The sequence below is a fragment of the Amycolatopsis alba DSM 44262 genome (assembly GCF_000384215.1).
In the GTDB taxonomy this organism is placed as follows: domain Bacteria; phylum Actinomycetota; class Actinomycetes; order Mycobacteriales; family Pseudonocardiaceae; genus Amycolatopsis; species Amycolatopsis alba.
In genome coordinates this window covers 8,232,460-8,249,824 of sequence record NZ_KB913032.1, presented here as the reverse complement: position 1 = coordinate 8,249,824, position 17,365 = coordinate 8,232,460, and the positions used below count along the sequence as shown (strand labels likewise).

Below are 17,365 nucleotides of genomic sequence, written 5' to 3'. Positions count from 1 at the left end.
AGAATCGGGGCAATCCCCGGCCATCGGAGGGTCCCATGAGGCTGCCCCGATCCCGTTTCCTGCTCGGCCTGGTCCTTGTGCTCTGGGTGGCCTGGCCGCCGACCGCGCAAGCGGACGCTCCGGCCCCGCTCGGCGGCGGGAGCGTGCTGCAGAGCCGGTGCACGGCGGGATTCGCGGCTGTCGCAGGTAATACCGGCTACCTGATCGCGAGTTCCGCCTGCGGCAGGCCCGGCGACACGGTCCGCAGCGCGGGACGTGTCGTCGGGGTGGTCGTGGCGGACCAGGTTCCGCCGACCGGTGCGATCGTCATCCGGGTGACCAACACGACCGACTGGCGGCTGGTGGGATCCATTCCTCCCGTCGACAGCCGGGTGACGATCACCGGCTCGGCCGAAGCCCCGGTCGGCGCGTCGGTGTGCAGGTACGGCTCGACCACCGGCTGGCATTGCGGAACCATCCAGGGGAAGAACCAGACGATCACCTTCCCAGGGGGAACGTTGACCGGACTGACCAGGACCTCCGTCTGCGCCGAGCCTGGCGACGCCGGGGGGCCGTTCGTCAGCGGAACGCAGGCGCAGGGAGTGCTGGTGGGCGGCAGCGGGAACTGTTCCACCGGAGGCACCACGTACTTCCTCCCGGTCAACCGGGTCCTGTCGGCCTACGGGCTGACCATCCTGGCCGGGACTAGCTGAAGATCACCGAGCGCAGCAGGAGTCTGTCCGAGCCGCGGCCACCGTTGGGGCGTAGGGAAAAGTAGGCGTCGCTCGAGCAGTCGTCGTCCATGAACACAACCGCCGTCGAGTCGGTGTCGTTGCGCGGGCGGAACGCGTCGACGTCCCAGTCGGCGATTTCGGGGATTTCGATGCACTCGCCGCTGGGCGGATCCACCAGGACGCCCACCTGGATCTCTTCGTGTTCGTCGTAGTAGCGGTAGGTGAATTCGCCTTCGGCCGCGGAAGCCGTCGCCGGGATCGTGAGGAACAGGGCGACAACGCCTGTGACAGCGAGGAAAGCGCTACGTGCGCGCATGAACGAGTCCTTTCGGAGAGTCGGGATTCTTCGACGGTAGGACGAAGATCGACATCTCCGATAGGCCTCACGGTCACGTCCACCCGGCGGTGCGGGCGGGGGACCTGATCGGGGGCCCGCCGACCCCGATCGGTGACCGATGCTCGAGGAACTCCAGGTTTACGATCAGAATCATGCGATTCGCCATCAAGACTTCGCCCCAGGACACCGTTTGGTCCGACATGCTCGCGGTATGGCAGGCCGCCGACGAGATCGAACTCTTCGAATCCGGCTGGACCTTCGACCATTTCTATCCCATTTTCTCTGATTCGACCGGTCCGTGCCTGGAAGGGTGGGTGACCCTCACCGCGCTCGCCCAGGCCACGAAACGGCTCCGGCTGGGCACGCTGGTCAGCGGGATCCACTACCGCCACCCCGCGCTGCTCGCGAACATGGCCGCGACGCTCGACATCGTTTCCGGCGGCCGCCTGGAGATCGGGATCGGTGCGGGCTGGAACGAAGAGGAGTCCGGCGCGTACGGCATGGAACTGGGCACGATCAAGGAGCGCAGTGACCGGTTCGAGGAAGGCTGCGAGGTCCTCGTCGGGCTGCTGACCCAGGAGACCACCACTTTCCAGGGGGAGCACTACCAGCTGACCGACGCCCGTTGCGAGCCGAAGGGCGTGCAGAAGCCGCATCCGCCGATCTGCATCGGTGGCAGCGGCGAGAAGCGGACCTTGCGCACGGCCGCGAAGTACGCCCAGCACTGGAACTTCGTCGGCGGTACGCCGGAAGAGTTCGCGCACAAACGTGAAGTCCTGCACCGGCACTGCGCGGACATCGGCCGGGACCCGAGCGAGATCACGCTGTCCTCGCATGTCCGCCTCAGCGCCGACGGCGACTACGCCAAGGTCGCCGCGGACGCCGAAGCCCTCGGTGAAGCGGGTCTCGACCTGGCGATCATCTACCTGCCGCCGCCGCACACCCCCGCCGTTCTGGAGCCGCTGGCGAAGGCTCTCGAACCGCTGCGCTGAGTGAACAGGCCGGCCTGCACGCGGACCCATCCGTCCGCGTGCAGGCCGTTCGCGCGTTCAGGAGTCATCTCCTCCGCGCGAGACACGCCAGCACCAAGGCGGCGCAGGTGCTGAAGCCGAAGAGCAAGGCCCAGATTTCCACCGTCAGCACGACGTAGGCCACGGCAGTGCCCGCCGAGGCCACAAGTACGACCCCCCGCATCCGTCGACCCTCCCTGTCGAAGCGTTTGCGATTAATCACTTTAGAGATGTGCGATCACGCTGGCAATGGTCGTGACTACGGAAAGTGTGCAAGTTGCCGGAAATGGCTGTTCAGGAGGTTTTGTACTACGGATTCCGCAGGAAGTTGATCTCGCGTCTGACGAGTCAGATAATCGGAATGGGTCAAGTTTTCGACTCTGCGACTAGGCGGCCCGCACGTGCGGCGAGACGCGCCATTGCGTAACCGGGCGGTCTCGCTATACGGTGACGGAACTAGAACAGGTTATAGTTCTGCACGGCGGGCGGACCGAGGAGCGGAAATGGCGAACAGGGCTGCGCGCGGCGACGAGGCCGACTACGTGGTCGTCGGATCGGGCAGCTCGGGTGCCGCGATCGCCGGCAGGCTGGCGGAGTCCGGAGCCAGCGTGATCGTGCTCGAAGCAGGCAAGAGCGACGAGCGGATGCTCGTCAGGAAACCGGGACTGGTCGGCCCGATGCACGCGGTGCCCCAGCTCAAGAAACCCTTCGACTGGGGCTACTACTCGGTGCCGCAGAAACACGTTCTCGATCGCCGGATGCCGGTGCCGCGTGGCAAGGTGGTCGGCGGCTCCAGCTCCATCAACGGCATGGTCTACGTGCGCGGCAACCGCGCCAACTTCGACTCCTGGGCGGCCGAGGGCAACAAGGGCTGGGACGCCGACAGCGTCAACGCCGCGTACAAGCGGATGGAGGATTTCGAGGACGGCGAGAGCGAGTTCCGGGGCAAGGGCGGGCCGATCCGGGTCACCCGCAACAAGATCCCGCAGGAGGGCACGCTGCAGTTCGTCCAGGCGACCGCCGACGCGATCGGCTGCGAGATCCTCGACGACTACAACGCCGAGTCGCAAGAGGGCGTCAGCAGGATGCAGCAGAATGCCGCCGACGGCCTGCGCTACAGCGCCTCGCGCGGGTACATCCACGAGCTCGCGCCCGCCACGCTGCAGGTCCAGTCCGGTGTGCTGGCGAAGAAGGTCCTCGTCGAGAATGGCCGCGCGGTCGGCGTCGAGGTCGTCGACGCGGACGGGAGCAGGCGGACGCTGCGCGCGGGCAAGGAGGTCATCCTCTCGGCGGGCTTCGTCGGCTCCGCGCAACTGCTGATGCTGTCCGGGATCGGTCACGCCGAACACCTGAAGGAACACGGCATCGACGTCGTCGCGGACCTGCCGGTCGGCGACAACCTGCACGACCACATGTTCCACGCGCTGACCTTCCGCGCGTCGTCGAGCAAGAACAAGGGCACGCCGCCCTACTTCGCCACCGGCCTCGTGAAGGAGCTTATGCGGCCGGGCACGACCTTCCTGGCGAACTCGGTCTTCGAAGCGGTCGCGTTCCTCAAGACCTCCCAGGCCACCACGATCCCCGACCTCCAGCTGCACCTCCTGCCGTGGGCGTACGTGACGCCCAACCAGGACGCCCCGATCCGGCACGACGTCGACAAGCGGCCCGCGCTCACCGTGCTGACCACGCTGATCTACCCGAAGAGCCGCGGCACGCTGCGGCTCGCCTCGGCCGATCCCACGGCGGCGCCGCTCATCGACTTCCAGTACCTGTCCGATCCGGCAGACCTCGAAGTGCTCGGCGAGGGCTCGGAGATGGTCCGCGAGATCTTCTCTTCGAAGGCGTTCAACGGCTCGATCAAGGAAGAGCTCCACCCTGGCAAGGCGCTTCAGGGCCAGGAACTGCGCGACGCGATCCTGAACCGCGCGACCTCGGTCTACCACGGCGTCGGCACCTGCCGGATGGGCGTCGACGAACTCGCTGTCGTCGGTCCCGACCTCAAGGTCCGCGGCGTCGAGGGACTGCGGGTCTGCGACGCCTCGATCATGCCGTCGATCACCGGCGGCAACACCAACGCGCCCGCCATCATGATCGGTGAGATGGGCGCGCAGCTCGTCCTCTCGGACAACTGACGGAAAGAGGGCCATGACCGTCACACCGCTCGCGCTCACCCGTCCGGCGTCGGTGATCGACGCGTTCCTGCGCCGCCTCGCCGCCCGTGTGCCGGGCTCGTCCGGCGCGACCTGGAAGCTCGCCGAGGTCTACACCGGCGACGTGCTCGTCGAGCTGCCCCAGTCGACACCCGCCGACATCGAGCAGGCATTCACCACGGCGCGCTCCGCGCAAGCGAAGTGGGCTGCCACGCCGCTCAAGAAGCGCCTGGAGGTGTTCAAGCGGGCGCACACGCTCTTCGTCGACAACGCGCCGATCGTCACCGACCTCATCCAGGTCGAGAGCGGCAAGAACCGCCGGATGGCCATCGAGGAGACCTGTGACCCGGCGATGGTCATGAGCCATTACCTCACGAGGGCCGCGAAACTGCTGGCACCGACCAAACGCGGGGGACCGGTCCCGTTCGTGACGACGTCGACCGAGATCCGGCAGCCCAAGGGGGTCGTCGGCATCATCGCGCCCTGGAACTTCCCTTTCGCCACCGGCATTTCCGACGCCATCCCGGCGCTGATGGCCGGGAACGCGGTCGTGCTGAAGCCCGACAACAAGACGGCGCTCTCCCCGCTGTACGGCGTCGAGCTGCTGGAGCAGGCCGGATTGCCGAAGGGGCTGTTCCAGGTGGTGTGCGGTGAGGGCCCGGACGTCGGGCCCACGCTCATCGACCACGCGAACTACGTGATGTTCACCGGTTCCACGGCCACCGGCCGGGTGATCGGCGAGCGGGCGGGCCGCAACCTCATCGGCTGCTGTCTCGAACTCGGGGGCAAGAACCCGATGATCGTGCTCGAAGACGCCGACCTGGCCGAGGCCGCACAGGGCGCGATCTTCGGTGCTTTCGGCAACACCGGGCAGATCTGCATGCACATCGAGCGGATCTACCTGCCGGAGTCCCGCTACGACGAGTTCAAGAACGCGTACGTGGCCAAGACCAAGGCTCTCGACGTCCGCGCCGCCTACGACTTCGGACCCGACATGGGTTCGCTCGTCTCCGTCGACCACATGAACCGCGTCAAGTCACACGTCGAGGACGCCGTCGCGAAGGGCGCCACCGTCCTTTGCGGAGGAAAGCCCCGGCCCGATCTCGGCCCGGCGTTCTTCGAGCCGACGATTCTCGAAGGCGTCACGAAGGACATGCTCTGCGGTGTCACCGAAACCTTCGGACCCGTTGTCGCGCTGCACAAGTACGTCACGGTCGACGAGGCCGTCGCGCTGGCCAACGACACCGAATACGGCCTCAATGCCTCGGTCTGGGGCGGTGACGTCGACGCCGCCCGCGCCGTGGCCTCGCGGATCGAGTCCGGCAACGTCAACATCAACGACATCCTGGCCACCGCGTACGCCGCGAAGGGGACGCCGTCCGGCGGCGTCAAGAACTCGGGCGTCGGCGCCCGCCACGGGGACCAGGGCCTGCTCAAGTACACCGACGTCAAGAACGTGGCGGTGCTCAAGAAGCAGGTCATGGGTCCCCGCGGCGGCCAGACCTACGAGAAGTACGTCGAGGGGATGCTCTCCGGGCTGAAACTCATGCGGCGCCTGCGTATCCGCTAGATGTCGTCGGTGTGCTGCGGCGCGGCCAGCACACAGACGATACTGAGCACGCACATGCCGATCAGCAGGCCGATCGCCGGCCAGACACTGCCGGTCGCCTGGAACAGCAGGGTCGACGCCAGCGGCGAGAGTCCGCCGAAGAGCGCGCCCGCCAGCTGATACGACAGCGAGATGCTCGTGTACCGCGCCCGCGGGCGGAACATCTGCGACAGGACGGCGGCGATCGGGCTGTAGGTCGCCGTCATCGCCAGGCGCATCGCGACGAACGCCGCGATGATCAGCGCCGCGTTCTTGGTCGAGAGCACCAGGAACTGCGGGGCCGCGAGCACGGCGACGCCGGCAAGGCCGATCACGACCACCCGCACCCGGCCGAAGCGATCGCCGAGCCACGCCGCGCCGAAGCTCACGGCCAGTTCCACGAAAGCGGCGATGGTGAGCGCGTTGAGCACGAGCGATTCGGAGACGCCGACGGCCGGATCGGTCGCGTACGCCGTCGCGAACGTGGTGACGAGGTAGTAGCCGCCGACCGCGACGGGCAGCACGCAGATGCCCAGCAGGATCGGCCGCCAGTTCGTCCGCACCGCGTACAGGATGGGGACGCCGGTGTCTTCCGTGGTCTCCTCGAAGACCGGTGACTCCTCGACCTTCAGCCGCACGACGAGCCCGACGCCGATCAGCAACGCGGACGCGAAGAACGGGATCCGCCAGCCCCAGTCGGCGAGCATTTCGGGGCCGCCCATGCTCAGGAGACTGAACAGGCCGGTGGCCAGCAACGCGCCCGCGGGGTTTCCCGCCTGCGCGAAGGCGCCGTAGAAGGTCTTCTTGTCCGGTGGCGCGTGCTCGACGGCCATGAGCACGGCGCCGCCCCACTCGCCGCCGACGGCCAGCCCCTGGACGAACCTGAGTACCACGAGCAGGATGGGCGCCCACGTGCCGATCTGGGCGTATCCGGGCAGGCAGCCGACCAGGAAGGTCGCCGCTCCCATCATGGTCAGGGTGATCACGAGCGCGCTCTTGCGGCCGACGCGGTCGCCGATGTGCCCGAACACGATGCCGCCGAGAGGCCGCGCGAAGAAGCCGACCGCGTACGTGGCGAAGGCCGCCGCGACTCCTGTGAGCCTGTCGCCGGTTTCGGGGAAGAACACGGTGCCGAAGACGAGGCTCGCGGCCGTGGCGTAGATGTAAAAGTCGTACCACTCGATCGTGGTGCCGACGAAGGCGGCGAGCCCGGCCCGGCGGGCGCGCCGGAGTGACTGTGTGTCGGTTTGGACGGTCATCGGGCCACCTCGCCGTCGATCCAGGTCTCCAGCACCTCGATGCCCGCGATCCGGGCGGGATCGCAGGTGAGGGGATTCTCGCCGAGCAGCACGAAATCGGCGCGTTTGCCGGGGGTGATCGAGCCCAGGTCGCGCTCACGGCCGAGTACGCGGGCGCCGGCGATCGTATGCGCGGCGACGGCCGAGCGGACGTCGATCAAGAGGTCGCCGCCGCCGAGCCGGTGGCCGCGCCGGGTCGTCCTGGTGACCGCGGTCTGGATGGCTTCGAGCGGGTTCGGCTCCGCGACCGGGGCGTCCGAGCTGAGCGTGACCGGCACGCCCGCCGCCTGGAACTCGCCGAGCGGGTTGAACCGCTCGCCGGGGGTGCCGACGGCGTCGGTGACACCTTCGCCCCAGTTGAAGTAGTGCTGGGGCTGGTTGACCGGGTGGACGCCGAGTACGGCCATCCGCTCGATCTGTTCAGGGGACGGCAGTCCACAGTGCTCGATGCGGTGCCGGGCGTCGGGCCGGGGATTCCGCCGCTGCGCGTCCTCGATGGCGTCGAGCACCATGGCGATCGCGTCGGGGGACTGGGCGTGGGTCGCGGTCTGAAGCCCGGCTTCGTGCGCCTTGTCGATCAGCGCGGAGTAGTCCTTGGGATCGTGATAGAGCTGCCCGGTGCGGCACGGGTCGCCGACGTAGCCGTCCGGGAAGTACGCGGTCCACCCGCCGAGCGTGCCGTCGGCGTAGAACTTGATCCCAGCGAACGCGAGACGCGTGGTGCCGAAAGCGCCGTGCAGTCCCATTTCCAGTGCCTGGTCGAGCAGATGCGACAGCAGGTACATGTGCACCCGCGTCTTGAGCAGCCCGGCCTCGTCCAGCCTCAGGTACATGTCGAACTCGCGGCGCGTGACCTGGGCGTCGCCGATCGCGGTCACCCCGGCGGCGAGGAACTTCTCCTGCGCGGCCGCCAGTTGCCGCGCGTGCTCCTCCGGCTCGTCCTCGAGGTGGAAGTTCGGCCCGTGCCGCCCGACCTTCACGCCGGTGACCCCGGTGAGGATGTTGCACGCCGCGTCCGAGAGCTCCCCGGTGAGCTCGCCGTGCTCGTCGCGGAAGAACACCCCGCCGTCGGGGTCCGGGGTGTCACGGGTGACGCCGTTGCGCCGTAACGTGAAGCTGTTGACCACGCCGCCGTGCCCGCTGGCGTTCATGAGGTAGACCTCGCGGTCTTCGGCGACCGCGTCGAGCTCTCCGGAGCGGGGATGGCGTTTCTCGGCGAGGTTGCGGTGCTCGTAGCCGTAACCTCGGACGGGCCTGCCCGCCGGAGTGTTCTCGGCCGCCTCACGCAGCAGCGCGACGATCTCGGGGATGGTCGAAGCCCGCTCGGGACCGCAGTCCACCCAGGTCATCATCTGCCCGTACATCAGGGGATGCGCGTGCGGATCGACGAAGCCGGGCAGGAGCGTGCCCGGCAGGCGCCGGACCTCCGGCTCCGGACGGCCGAGACCGGCCGCGCGGGCCCGGCACTCGTCCACCGAGCCGACCGCGGCGATCTCTTCGCCGAACACGAGCACGGCGGCGGCGCCTTCGGTGGCGTCGTCGACGGTCACCAGTTCATCGGGAAGCAGGATCGTCGCGGTCGCGTCGAGGACTGAACGATCGAGGGGCAGCAAGCGCATCGCGCGGACTCCAGGGATTCGGCGGTGAAGTGGGGCGAAGGTAAGCGACGAAGACGGCGAGTGCAATCAGATCGGTCGTGTACGGACGGTGTTCACGATCGATATGCGCGTTGTCGGTCGCATAACGCTTTATCTCTGCTGTCCGGAGGGTATTAGTGCCGGTGATATGGTGCGGCTCGCCGTCGGAAACTCAGCAGAGGAGAATCGCCGTGGACGACGCGCTGGTCGCGGCCCTGCGCGCGGACGGCCGGATGAGCGTGGCCGATCTGGCCAAGCGCGTCGGCGCGTCACGTTCGGCCGTGTCGGCGCGGCTGGAGCAGTTGAAGGCCGACGGTTCGCTCAACGTGGTCGCGGCGGTCCACCCCGAGTTCCTCGGACTGACCGCGTACGCGCATCTCGCGATCCGTACCTCGGGCCGCTCCCAGGCGACGACGGACGCCATCGCGGCGCTGCCGGCCGCGGCGTTCGTCTCCGCGGTGAGCGGGGAGTATCAGACCGTCGCCGAGCTGCGCCTGCCCGATTCCCCGGAGCTGTACCGCACGGTGGCGGACATCCGAGGGCTGCCGGAAGTCGAACAGGTCAACACACTCGTCTACGTGGACGTGGTCAAAGGCCTGTTCATGCCCGGCCGTCCGCTGCCGTCCTGGTTGCGGCTGGACGACCGCGACCTCGCCATCATGCTGCGGCTGCAGGAAGACGGTCGGGAGAGTTTCGCGCGCACGGCCGAGCACGTCGGGCTGTCGCCGTCGGCCACCCGCACCCGTGTGCGCTACCTCGTGGAGCACGACGTCATCCGGATCGCGCCGGTGCTCAGCCGCGTCCGCCCGGACGCGGGCCTGGTCTGCGGGATCGGCCTGAACGTGCGGGGCGCCGGGGACGCCGTGACCGCGGCGCTCGCCGCGCGCGACGACACCGAGTTCCTCGCCAGGACCATCGGCCGGTTCGACGTCGTCGCCACCATCGCGGCGCAGTCGGCCCGAGACCTCGACCGGACGCTCGAAGAGATCAGCGGCAGGGCCGACGTGGTGACCGCGGAGACGTGGGTCCACCTCCGCATCGCCAAGGAGCGCTATGAGTGGCCTTTGCCGACCGCCGAAGAGCTCACGCGGCGCTAGCCGTTGTCCAGCAGGGTTTTCCGGATCTCGGTCTGGCTTCGCTCTGCCCGGACAACTGCCCGAAGACCGGGCCGATCCGGGTGATCGCTTCGGCGAGTTTGGTGGCCGACATCGGTGCGGCGCCATACCAAAGGCATTGCAGTGACGAAAGATCGGCGCCGTCCAGCGCCGGATTGTCGAGCAGGAGGTAGATCAGCGTCGGCGGCAGGAAGGTCCGCCGACCACTCGTCAAAACGATCCGAGTCCCCTGACCGAACCCGTCCGAACATACGCCATCACCCTCGCGACGGAATGACCTCGGCGATCTTCGGCGGCGCGCCTCCTGGCGTCCAGAGCAGCCGGACACGGTCGGTCACGACGTCCTGGGCGGGCAGTTCCGTGTAGCCGCCTGTCATCCGGCCGATCGTGCGCCAGCCGCCCGCCGCGTCCGCCACCTGGACGTCGGCACCCGCGCCGGCTTCGGTCGCCAGGACGACCACCTTGCTCAGCGGTTTCGGCGCCGCGGCCGTGACGACGAGCGCGTCGCCGGGTAGCGGCGCGGATGCCGCCGCGTACACCGAATCGGCGTTGTTGTCCGCAGCGGCGGCGAGGTTCGATCCAGCCGGAGTGCCGGTGACCGTGTACTTGGGACTGTCCGGTGTGGACACGGTGAACTCGCGGACCACGATCCAGAAAGTCTGGGTTCCGGTCACGCGTACGCGGACGTAACGCGCCTCGGCACCGTCCGGGAGGTTCGCCGAGATCACCGGCTCCGTGACCGTCTTCACCGCCGTCCACTTCGTACCGTCGGCGGAGTATTCGAGGACACCGTTGTGGACGAAGTCGTCCGGGCTGGTCGTCTTGCCCATGGTGATGTCCACATGGGACACGCGCTGCGCGGCGCCGAGGTCGACGCCGATGGTGTCACCGACGCGCGGTGCCCAGTCGGTCCAGTAATAGGTGCCGGGGTCGCCGTCGACCATCCGGGCGGGGACGTTGTCGGTGTAGGTGCCCATCGAGGTCGTCGGCTGCGGCCGGATCCCCGGCAGGCCGAACCAGCGATCGGCCGTCGCAAGCGCAGCGGCGAGGAACGGCACGCAGACCGCCGTGCACGTGCTCGGGTTGCGCGGTCCTCGCGCGGTCTGGACGCGGATCGCCTGCGCCTTGTCGAGCGCGGTGACGAGTTCCCCTCGCTCGGCCCATGCCTTCGCGCCGTCGCCGTCGACCTGTGCCAGCAGCATCTTCACCGCGTGCCCGCCCGCCTGACCGTAGAGGCCGACCTGGTCGAGCCACGGCCCCACTTCGGCGAGGAACTTCGGATTCGCGGCCATCCCGCGGCGCAGGTCTTCGGGGTCGGCGGCCATCGAGGAGAGATAGCGATCCAGCTTCGCCGCCGCGTCCCAGGGGTCCTTCTTCTCCAGCGCGGCCCAGAACGCCGCGAGCAGCGGGCGCAGCACCGGGGAGTCCAGATCCGGCTTCCCGGTTTCGAGCCGGACGAGCAGGCTCGAATAGTTGTTCTCCGCGAACACCTTCAGTGCCGGCGCGGCGGGACCGCCGAGATCGGCGATGGCGGCGACCCAGGATTTGTCGGGGTCGTACTTGTCGGGGTTCCACAGGAAGTCGCCCGAGGTGAACTCGGCGATCTTGGACGCCTCGGCCTGCACCATCGGATTCGCGGTGATCCCGGACAGGTACTTCGCGACCCCTGGTTCGCGGCCGATGTACGGGCCGAGCAGCAGACGTTCGGTGATGTAGTCGTTGACCGGGTAGTTGTCCCAGATCAGGATGTCGTGCCCGAAGACCTCTTTCGCCTGCCGGGCTTGCTTTTCGGTGATCTCGCCGGCGATGACGCCGACGCCGGTCCATTCGACGATCACCGCCTTGTCGAGCTGGGTGCGCAGCGCGGTCTTGTACGGGGAGTCGGCGAGGTCGTAGTACTCGGTCGGGACGGTCTGCAGCCGCTCGACTCCGGGATGTGTGGCGATGAAGTCCTGCTGTACCCGGTTGAGCAGGAACGACTGCGCCGCACCCGCGGCCGCGCCACCGGTGCCGAACTTGGCGGCGTCGGCATCGCAGTTCCAGTGGGTGTAGGAGATGTCGTCGAGCGGGATCGCGAACGACCGCACCCCGATGTCCCACAGCGACTGGAACTTCGTGACCAGCGCGGCCTTGTCGGCGTCCGAGGAGTAACACACCGAAAGACCGGGGGAGAGGGCGTAGGTGAACTCGACGTGGTTCGCGGTCGCCCGGCTCACCAGTTGCGCAAGCAGCGCGAGCTGTTCGGGCGGGTACTGATCGCGCCAGCGGGCGCGCAGGAACGGGTCGTCCTTGGGGGAGTAGACGTACATGTTCTGCTTGGTGCGGCCGTAGAAGTCCAGTTGCGCCAGCCGGTCGGCATGCGACCACGGCGCGCCGTAGAAGCCTTCGATCACCCCGCGCAACGGAGCCGCCGGCCAGTCACGCAGGCCGAACGCGCGGCTCTTGCCGGAAGCGAACAGCTGCCGGAAGGACTGCGCGGCGTAGAACGTCCCCGAAGTGTCCACACCGGACAGTGCGATCACGCCGCGGTCGGCGGCGAGAACGTATCCGCCGGGGGACAGGCCTTCGGGGCCGTCGATGCGCAGCGCGGCGAGCGCGAGGGCGGTCGCCCTGCTTTCGGTGGGACCGCCGACGAACACGACGAGCCCGCCGTTGTCGCGCTCCCTGGCGACGGCCGCCTGGTCACTGTCGGTGATCTTGACGAAGGTGCTCGCACCCGCCGAACGGAGGACCTGCTCCACGACGGCGAGCGCGGACGGATCGGTGTCCGCGCCGACGACCTCGACGACGGTGCGCGGGATGGTCACCTGCCCCGGCCGCGGCGTCAGCTGCTGGGGTGTCGGCCAGACCTGCGCGAGTGGCGGGGGAGCGGGCGCCGCGCTCGCCGGTGCGGGAACGGCCACCGCCACCGCGGTCACAAGCAGCGTCACCGGAATGAGGCGGAGTACCCATCGGAAGGACATCGGCTGGCCCCCAAAGCGTCGAGCGACGACGTTCTGTGAGCAAGGAAACACCCAATGCGATGACTGGGGCTAGGTCGGTCTGGGTGATTTTCCGACAGGGTGAGCTTTACCGTCCGTCGGTCAGCGCGGCCGCGGTGAGGGTGAGATGCCGGGTCAGTGCCTCGGCCGCCGCGTCGGCGTCACGGGCCAGCGCCGTTTCCTCCAGCAGGCGGTGTTCGGCGAGGTGGTCCCGGCCGGGAGCGCGGTGCGCCGCCCAGCGGCGGGCCAGTTCGCTCGCGGTCCACATCCGGTCGAAGGTCTCCAGCAGGACCGGGTTTCCACAGCCGTCCAGCAGGGTGCGGTGGAAAACGCGGTGGGCCTCGGACCACGCTCCGCTGACGTACTCGCCTTCGTCGGGGGTGAACGGCGGTGTGCGGCTCAGCCGGTGGTGCGCGGCGCGGACGCGGGCCTCCCAGTCGAGGTCGCCGCGTTCGAGGGAGAGGCGCAGCACGAGCGGTTCGATGGTCCGGCGGGCCTCTGTGATCTCCTGCCAGCGGTGGTCGGAGAAGGCGGGCACGGCGAAACCGCGGTTCGGCAGCCTGTCGGCGAGGCCGTCGCCGACCACCCGCACCAGGGCTTCGCGGACGACGGCGAGGCTCACGCCCTGCTCCTTGGCGAGATCCTGCGGTTTGAGCGCGGCGCCGGGGGCGTGGTCGCCGCGCATGATCGCGTCCCGCAGATGCGTGTACACCTGCTCGGAGAGCATCTGCTTGTCCGGTGAAGACATCCGCGAAGCATAGACGAACCGATAGATAATCGATTATTTGTGTTATGGTCGATTCATGAACGACCCCTTCGCCCGCCTGCCCGAGGCGGCTTCCTTCACTCTCACCAGCAGTTCTGTCACCGATGGGGCCGCCTGGTCACCCGATCAGTGGGCAGGCAAGGACATCTCCCCACAGCTGAGCTGGAGCGGTGCCCCGCTGGGCACCAAGAGCTACGCCGTCACCGTGTACGACCCCGACGCTCCCACCGGTTCCGGTTTCTGGCACTGGGCGGTCGCCGACATCCCCGCCGACGTCACCGAGCTACCCGAAGGCGCGGGTGACGACAGCGGCTCGGGGTTGCCCGAGGGCGCTTTCCAGCTGCCCAACGACGCCAGGGCGGCCCGTTTCCTCGGCGCCGCTCCGCCCGCCGGGCACGGCGTGCACCGCTACTTCGTCGTGGTGCACGCGCTCGACGTCGAGTCGCTCGGCGTCCCGGCCGACGCCACGCCCGCCCTCCTCGGCTTCACCATGACCTCGCACGTACTCGGCCGCGCGGTCCTGGTCGCCACCGCGGAGACACCAGGTGCCGAGCGCCTCGAAGTCTCCCGGCTTATTCCGGCAGCGGCCGACGACGTCTTCGCGGTCCTGAGCGACCCGAAAGGACATGTGGACATCGACGCGTCGGGAATGCTCATCGACGCCGAAGGAGACCGGGTCGAGAAGGAGGGCGACAGGTTCGTCGTCCACATGGACCGGGAGGCGCTCGGGGACGTGCCGCTGGGCAAGTACGACGTCGAGGTCGTGATCACCAGGTTCGTCCCGGACGAGGAGATCGCCTGGACCGTCGAAGGCCGGATCCGGCCGCCCGTCCGGCACATCTACGGCTACCGGCTGGAGCCCGCCGAGGGCGGCACTCTCGTCACGTCGTACTACGACTGGTCGGAGGTCGGCGAAGAGTGGAAGCGGCGCGTCACCTTCCCCGTGGTCCCCGGATCCGCGCTCAAGGCCACGCTCGGGATTCTCGAGCGGACGGTGCGGCGGCGGGCCGTTTCGCACCCATGAGGACGCCGAACACGACAGAATGATCCCGTGCGAATCCTCTGTGTCGCGGTCGTCCTCGTCCTGCTCGGTGTCACCGGGTGCCAGTCCGGGGTTTCCGGTCAACCCGAGCCCGAAGGTGACAGTTTCACGGTCAAGGACGGATCCCGGCTGCGGTTCCGGCCGGTCCTGGCCGAACTCCCGCCCGCTCCGGCGACAGGCTCGGCGGCGAACCGGCAGAGCACGGACCCCGCGGAACAGCAGGCCGCCGCGGCGGCGCTGGACTGCTCACCGGGGCAGGACCCCTTGGACGGCCGTGACGATCCGGCGCTCCCGCTGGTCGGCTGCGACCGGGTGCAGGGCACCAAATACCTGCTCGGCCCGGCCTTCCTCACCGGAGCCGACCTCAGCCGGACGAACGCCCGGCTCGATCCGCGTGCGGGCGGCTCGATCATCGGGCTCAGCTTCACCGACGCGGGTTCGCGGACGTGGGCCGACTGGACCGCGGGGAACATCGGCAAGCAGGTCGCGATGGTGCTGAAGAGCCGTGTGCTGACCGCGCCGATGATCCAGACCGCCATCACCGGCGGGGAAACCCAGATCACCGGCAAGTTCACCCTGCCCGAGGCGCGGCAACTGGCGCGCGACATCGCTGGCGTCTGACCTCGTCGCTGCGGAGTGGCTTGCGAACCCTGGCGCCCGCGTGCCCTGACGTCGCGCGGAATACAGCCGTCGTACCCGACGTTTGAGCGTTCAACTACTTGAGGAGTTGGACATGGGTTACGAGATCCTGGGCACCCGGCACGAGCCGACCTTCGGCCTGGACACCTTCGGCGACGTGGAGAACGGTCCGGACGGTCAGCCGGTGAGCCAGGCCGAGGCCATCCGCCAGGTCGTGGCCGAGGGCGTGCTCGCCGACCAGGTGGGCGTCGACTACTTCGGGGTCGGCGAACACCACCGCACGGAGATGGCGGTGTCGTCGCCGGACGTCGTCCTGGCCGCGATCGCGGGCCGGACCGAGCGGATCCGGCTGGGCACGGCGGTCACGGTGCTCAGCTCGGACGACCCGGTGCGCGTCTACGAGCGGTTCGCCACGCTGGACGCCGTCTCCCGCGGACGCGCCGAAGTCACCCTCGGCCGGGGTTCCTTCACTGAATCTTTCCCGCTGTTCGGGTACTCGCTGGACGACTACGAAGCGCTGTTCGCCGAGAAACTCGACCTGTTCACGCACCTGCAAAAGGAGAAGCCGGTCGACTGGTCCGGAACGGTCCGCCCCGCGCTGGAGGGCGCGCAGGCCTTCCCGGTCACCGAATCGGGCAGCCTGCCCGCCTGGGTCGGCGTCGGCGGCACCCCGCAGTCGGTGGTCCGCGCGGCCGCGTACGGCCTGCCGCTGGTGATGGCGGTGATCGGCGGATCACCGGAGCGGTTCACCCCGCTGGCCGACCTGTACCGCCGCGCGGTGAAGGAGTCGGGACACCAGGAGCTGCCGATCTCCATGCACAGCCCCGGTCACATCGCCGAGACCGACGAACTGGCGGTCGCGCAGCACTTCCAGCATCACCAGGCCGCCTTCGCCAAGATCGGCGCCGAACGCGGCTGGGGCCCGATGTCCCGTGCCGACTACGACGCCATGGCCGGGCCGCGCGGCGCGCTGTTCGTCGGTTCACCCGAGACCGTCGCGCAGAAGATCGCCTGGGCGGTGCGGACGCTCGGCCTGTCGCGCTTCCAGCTGAAGTACAGCGTCGGCGCCCTTTCGCACGAACAGCGCCTGAACTCGATCCGGCTGTACGGCGAGCAGGTCGTGCCGCGGGTGAAGGAGTTGCTGAAGGACTAGCCTCGAAGCCGTGGTGTTCGACTCCGAGCGATTCGACCTTCAGCCGTACACCGGTTTCGACATGTCCCGCTATGTCCGGCGGACCTATTGCAGCTGGGAGGATTCCGGCTGGGAATCCCTGCTCGTCCAGCGGTTCGACCACGTTCCCATCGCCGAGGACATACGGCTGCCCGCCACCGCGGATCTGCACCTGGTGCTGCCGCTGTCGGGAAAGGCGGTGATGGAGACCCGCGACGAAGGCCGGTGGAACCGTCACCACTGGGAGCCGGGGCGGCTCGAACTCGCCGTTCCCGGCAGACCGGTGTCGCGCCGCTACCGCGGGGACGAGTCGATGCGCAGCCTGCAGGTGCATCTCCCCGGCACCACGGTGGAGCCGATCGCGGAACGGCTGGGCGGCCGCGCGGTCGATCACGAGGCGATGGCGGCTTCGGTGGCCGGGGGAGACCCGCTGCTCGACGAACTGGTCCGGGCGGTCGGGAACGCGAGGGAGAACGACGACCTGTACGCCGAATCCGCGGCCGCCTTCCTCGCCGTGCATCTGCTCACCCGGCACGCGCGGAAGCCGGGGCCGCCGGACACGGGACGCGAGGACAGCCGTGTCCGCGCGGCCGTGGCGATGATGCGCGAACGGCTGGCCGATCCGCTCAGCCTGGCCGAAATCGCCGGGGAAGTGCACTTGAGCGTCTATCACTTCATCCGGGTCTTCAAGGAGAAGACCGGCGAGACACCGCACCGTTTCCTCGGCAGGCTCCGGATGGAGGAGGCGCGAAGACTGCTGCGCGACACCGATCTCCCGATCAGCCGGATCGCGAGCCGATGCGGGTTCGCCACTGCGGGCGCCCTGTCCGCCGCTTTCCTGCGGCACACCGGATCGAGGCCGTCCGAGTACCGCAATTCGTGATCACCGCGCCGCAATCTCACGCCTGGTGACCGAAC

15 protein-coding genes and 1 pseudogene are annotated in these 17,365 nt (G+C 68.6%); 9 read left to right on the top strand and 7 right to left on the bottom strand.

Features of this window, described 5'->3' with window-relative positions:
* The first annotated feature begins 35 nt into the window (after positions 1-35).
* On the top strand, positions 36-692 hold the full coding sequence (locus AMYAL_RS0138330; protein ID WP_020636602.1) for a S1 family peptidase: 657 nt from the start codon (positions 36-38) through the stop codon (positions 690-692).
* Here the strand turns inward: AMYAL_RS0138330 and AMYAL_RS0138325 are convergent.
* Positions 685-1,029 carry a hypothetical protein gene (locus AMYAL_RS0138325; protein ID WP_020636601.1) on the bottom strand — a complete coding sequence of 115 codons (345 nt, stop codon included), beginning with the start codon at positions 1,027-1,029 and terminating at the stop codon, positions 685-687. The two genes, AMYAL_RS0138330 and AMYAL_RS0138325, sit on opposite strands and share 8 nt — an antisense overlap.
* A gap of 173 nt (positions 1,030-1,202) precedes the next feature.
* Here AMYAL_RS0138325 and AMYAL_RS0138320 point away from each other — a divergent pair, with 173 nt between their 5' ends.
* Positions 1,203-2,042 (top strand): LLM class F420-dependent oxidoreductase, encoded by an 840-nt coding sequence (locus tag AMYAL_RS0138320; protein ID WP_020636600.1) that lies wholly within the window; start codon positions 1,203-1,205, stop codon positions 2,040-2,042.
* A gap of 64 nt (positions 2,043-2,106) precedes the next feature.
* On the opposite strand, the gene AMYAL_RS50040 is transcribed toward AMYAL_RS0138320, so the two are convergent.
* Complete coding sequence (locus tag AMYAL_RS50040; protein ID WP_020636599.1) at positions 2,107-2,244, bottom strand: hypothetical protein; 138 nt, start codon at positions 2,242-2,244, stop codon at positions 2,107-2,109.
* A gap of 319 nt (positions 2,245-2,563) precedes the next feature.
* Between AMYAL_RS50040 and AMYAL_RS0138310 the strand changes: the two genes are divergently transcribed.
* Together AMYAL_RS0138310 and AMYAL_RS0138305 are read left to right on the top strand one after the other, a co-directional pair.
* Positions 2,564-4,192, top strand: coding sequence for a GMC family oxidoreductase (locus AMYAL_RS0138310; protein WP_020636598.1), 1,629 nt, complete (start codon positions 2,564-2,566; stop codon positions 4,190-4,192).
* A 13-nt stretch (positions 4,193-4,205) separates the two neighbouring features.
* Positions 4,206-5,780: a succinic semialdehyde dehydrogenase gene (locus AMYAL_RS0138305; protein ID WP_020636597.1), complete on the top strand. Its 1,575-nt coding sequence runs from the start codon at positions 4,206-4,208 to the stop codon at positions 5,778-5,780.
* Here the strand turns inward: AMYAL_RS0138305 and AMYAL_RS0138300 are convergent.
* Both AMYAL_RS0138300 and AMYAL_RS0138295 read right to left on the bottom strand, forming a co-directional pair.
* The gene (locus AMYAL_RS0138300) at positions 5,777-7,057 is read right to left on the bottom strand and encodes an MFS transporter (protein ID WP_020636596.1); all 1,281 of its coding nucleotides are present in this window, start codon (positions 7,055-7,057) and stop codon (positions 5,777-5,779) included. The genes AMYAL_RS0138305 and AMYAL_RS0138300 overlap by 4 nt on opposite strands.
* On the bottom strand, positions 7,054-8,715 hold the full coding sequence (locus AMYAL_RS0138295; RefSeq protein ID WP_020636595.1) for an amidohydrolase: 1,662 nt from the start codon (positions 8,713-8,715) through the stop codon (positions 7,054-7,056). The genes AMYAL_RS0138300 and AMYAL_RS0138295 overlap by 4 nt, the downstream gene beginning before the upstream one ends.
* Positions 8,716-8,924: 209 nt before the next feature.
* Between AMYAL_RS0138295 and AMYAL_RS0138290 the strand changes: the two genes are divergently transcribed.
* On the top strand, positions 8,925-9,830 hold the full coding sequence (locus AMYAL_RS0138290; RefSeq protein ID WP_020636594.1) for an Lrp/AsnC family transcriptional regulator: 906 nt from the start codon (positions 8,925-8,927) through the stop codon (positions 9,828-9,830).
* Positions 9,831-9,864: 34 nt separating this feature from the next.
* On the opposite strand, the pseudogene AMYAL_RS0138285 reads toward AMYAL_RS0138290, so the two are convergent.
* The 3 genes and pseudogenes from AMYAL_RS0138285 to AMYAL_RS0138275 form a co-directional block, all read right to left on the bottom strand.
* Positions 9,865-10,044, bottom strand: a pseudogene (locus AMYAL_RS0138285) (AMP-dependent acyl-CoA synthetase); the annotation flags it as partial.
* Between the two features lie 61 nt (positions 10,045-10,105).
* On the bottom strand, positions 10,106-12,778 hold the full coding sequence (locus AMYAL_RS0138280) for a glycoside hydrolase family 84 protein (RefSeq protein ID WP_020636592.1): 2,673 nt from the start codon (positions 12,776-12,778) through the stop codon (positions 10,106-10,108).
* 139 nt (positions 12,779-12,917) lie between these two features.
* Positions 12,918-13,556 carry a GntR family transcriptional regulator gene (locus AMYAL_RS0138275; protein ID WP_020636591.1) on the bottom strand — a complete coding sequence of 213 codons (639 nt, stop codon included), beginning with the start codon at positions 13,554-13,556 and terminating at the stop codon, positions 12,918-12,920.
* Between the two features lie 76 nt (positions 13,557-13,632).
* On the opposite strand from AMYAL_RS0138275, the gene AMYAL_RS0138270 reads away from it, so the two are divergent.
* From AMYAL_RS0138270 to AMYAL_RS0138255, 4 genes are all read left to right on the top strand, one after another.
* Positions 13,633-14,619, top strand: coding sequence for a YbhB/YbcL family Raf kinase inhibitor-like protein (locus tag AMYAL_RS0138270; RefSeq protein WP_020636590.1), 987 nt, complete (start codon positions 13,633-13,635; stop codon positions 14,617-14,619).
* Positions 14,620-14,646: 27 nt separating this feature from the next.
* Entirely contained in the window at positions 14,647-15,258 is a 612-nt protein-coding gene (locus tag AMYAL_RS0138265; RefSeq protein WP_026467785.1) for a SecDF P1 head subdomain-containing protein, read from the top strand.
* A gap of 112 nt (positions 15,259-15,370) precedes the next feature.
* Positions 15,371-16,429, top strand: a complete 1,059-nt coding sequence (locus AMYAL_RS0138260) for an LLM class flavin-dependent oxidoreductase (protein ID WP_020636589.1) — start codon at positions 15,371-15,373, stop codon at positions 16,427-16,429.
* Positions 16,430-16,439: 10 nt separating this feature from the next.
* Positions 16,440-17,330, top strand: coding sequence for an AraC family transcriptional regulator (locus tag AMYAL_RS0138255; protein ID WP_020636588.1), 891 nt, complete (start codon positions 16,440-16,442; stop codon positions 17,328-17,330).
* Positions 17,331-17,365 lie beyond the last annotated feature (35 nt).

Coding starts and splice junctions, on each gene's coding strand:
- AMYAL_RS0138330 (WP_020636602.1), top strand. CDS start 36: ATGAGGCTGCCCCGATCCCGTTTCCTGCTCGGCCTGGTCCTTGTGCTC.
- AMYAL_RS0138325 (WP_020636601.1), bottom strand. CDS start 1,029: ATGCGCGCACGTAGCGCTTTCCTCGCTGTCACAGGCGTTGTCGCCCTG.
- AMYAL_RS0138320 (WP_020636600.1), top strand. CDS start 1,203: ATGCGATTCGCCATCAAGACTTCGCCCCAGGACACCGTTTGGTCCGAC.
- AMYAL_RS50040 (WP_020636599.1), bottom strand. CDS start 2,244: ATGCGGGGGGTCGTACTTGTGGCCTCGGCGGGCACTGCCGTGGCCTAC.
- AMYAL_RS0138310 (WP_020636598.1), top strand. CDS start 2,564: ATGGCGAACAGGGCTGCGCGCGGCGACGAGGCCGACTACGTGGTCGTC.
- AMYAL_RS0138305 (WP_020636597.1), top strand. CDS start 4,206: ATGACCGTCACACCGCTCGCGCTCACCCGTCCGGCGTCGGTGATCGAC.
- AMYAL_RS0138300 (WP_020636596.1), bottom strand. CDS start 7,057: ATGACCGTCCAAACCGACACACAGTCACTCCGGCGCGCCCGCCGGGCC.
- AMYAL_RS0138295 (WP_020636595.1), bottom strand. CDS start 8,715: ATGCGCTTGCTGCCCCTCGATCGTTCAGTCCTCGACGCGACCGCGACG.
- AMYAL_RS0138275 (WP_020636591.1), bottom strand. CDS start 13,556: ATGCTCTCCGAGCAGGTGTACACGCATCTGCGGGACGCGATCATGCGC.
- AMYAL_RS0138270 (WP_020636590.1), top strand. CDS start 13,633: ATGAACGACCCCTTCGCCCGCCTGCCCGAGGCGGCTTCCTTCACTCTC.
- AMYAL_RS0138260 (WP_020636589.1), top strand. CDS start 15,371: ATGGGTTACGAGATCCTGGGCACCCGGCACGAGCCGACCTTCGGCCTG.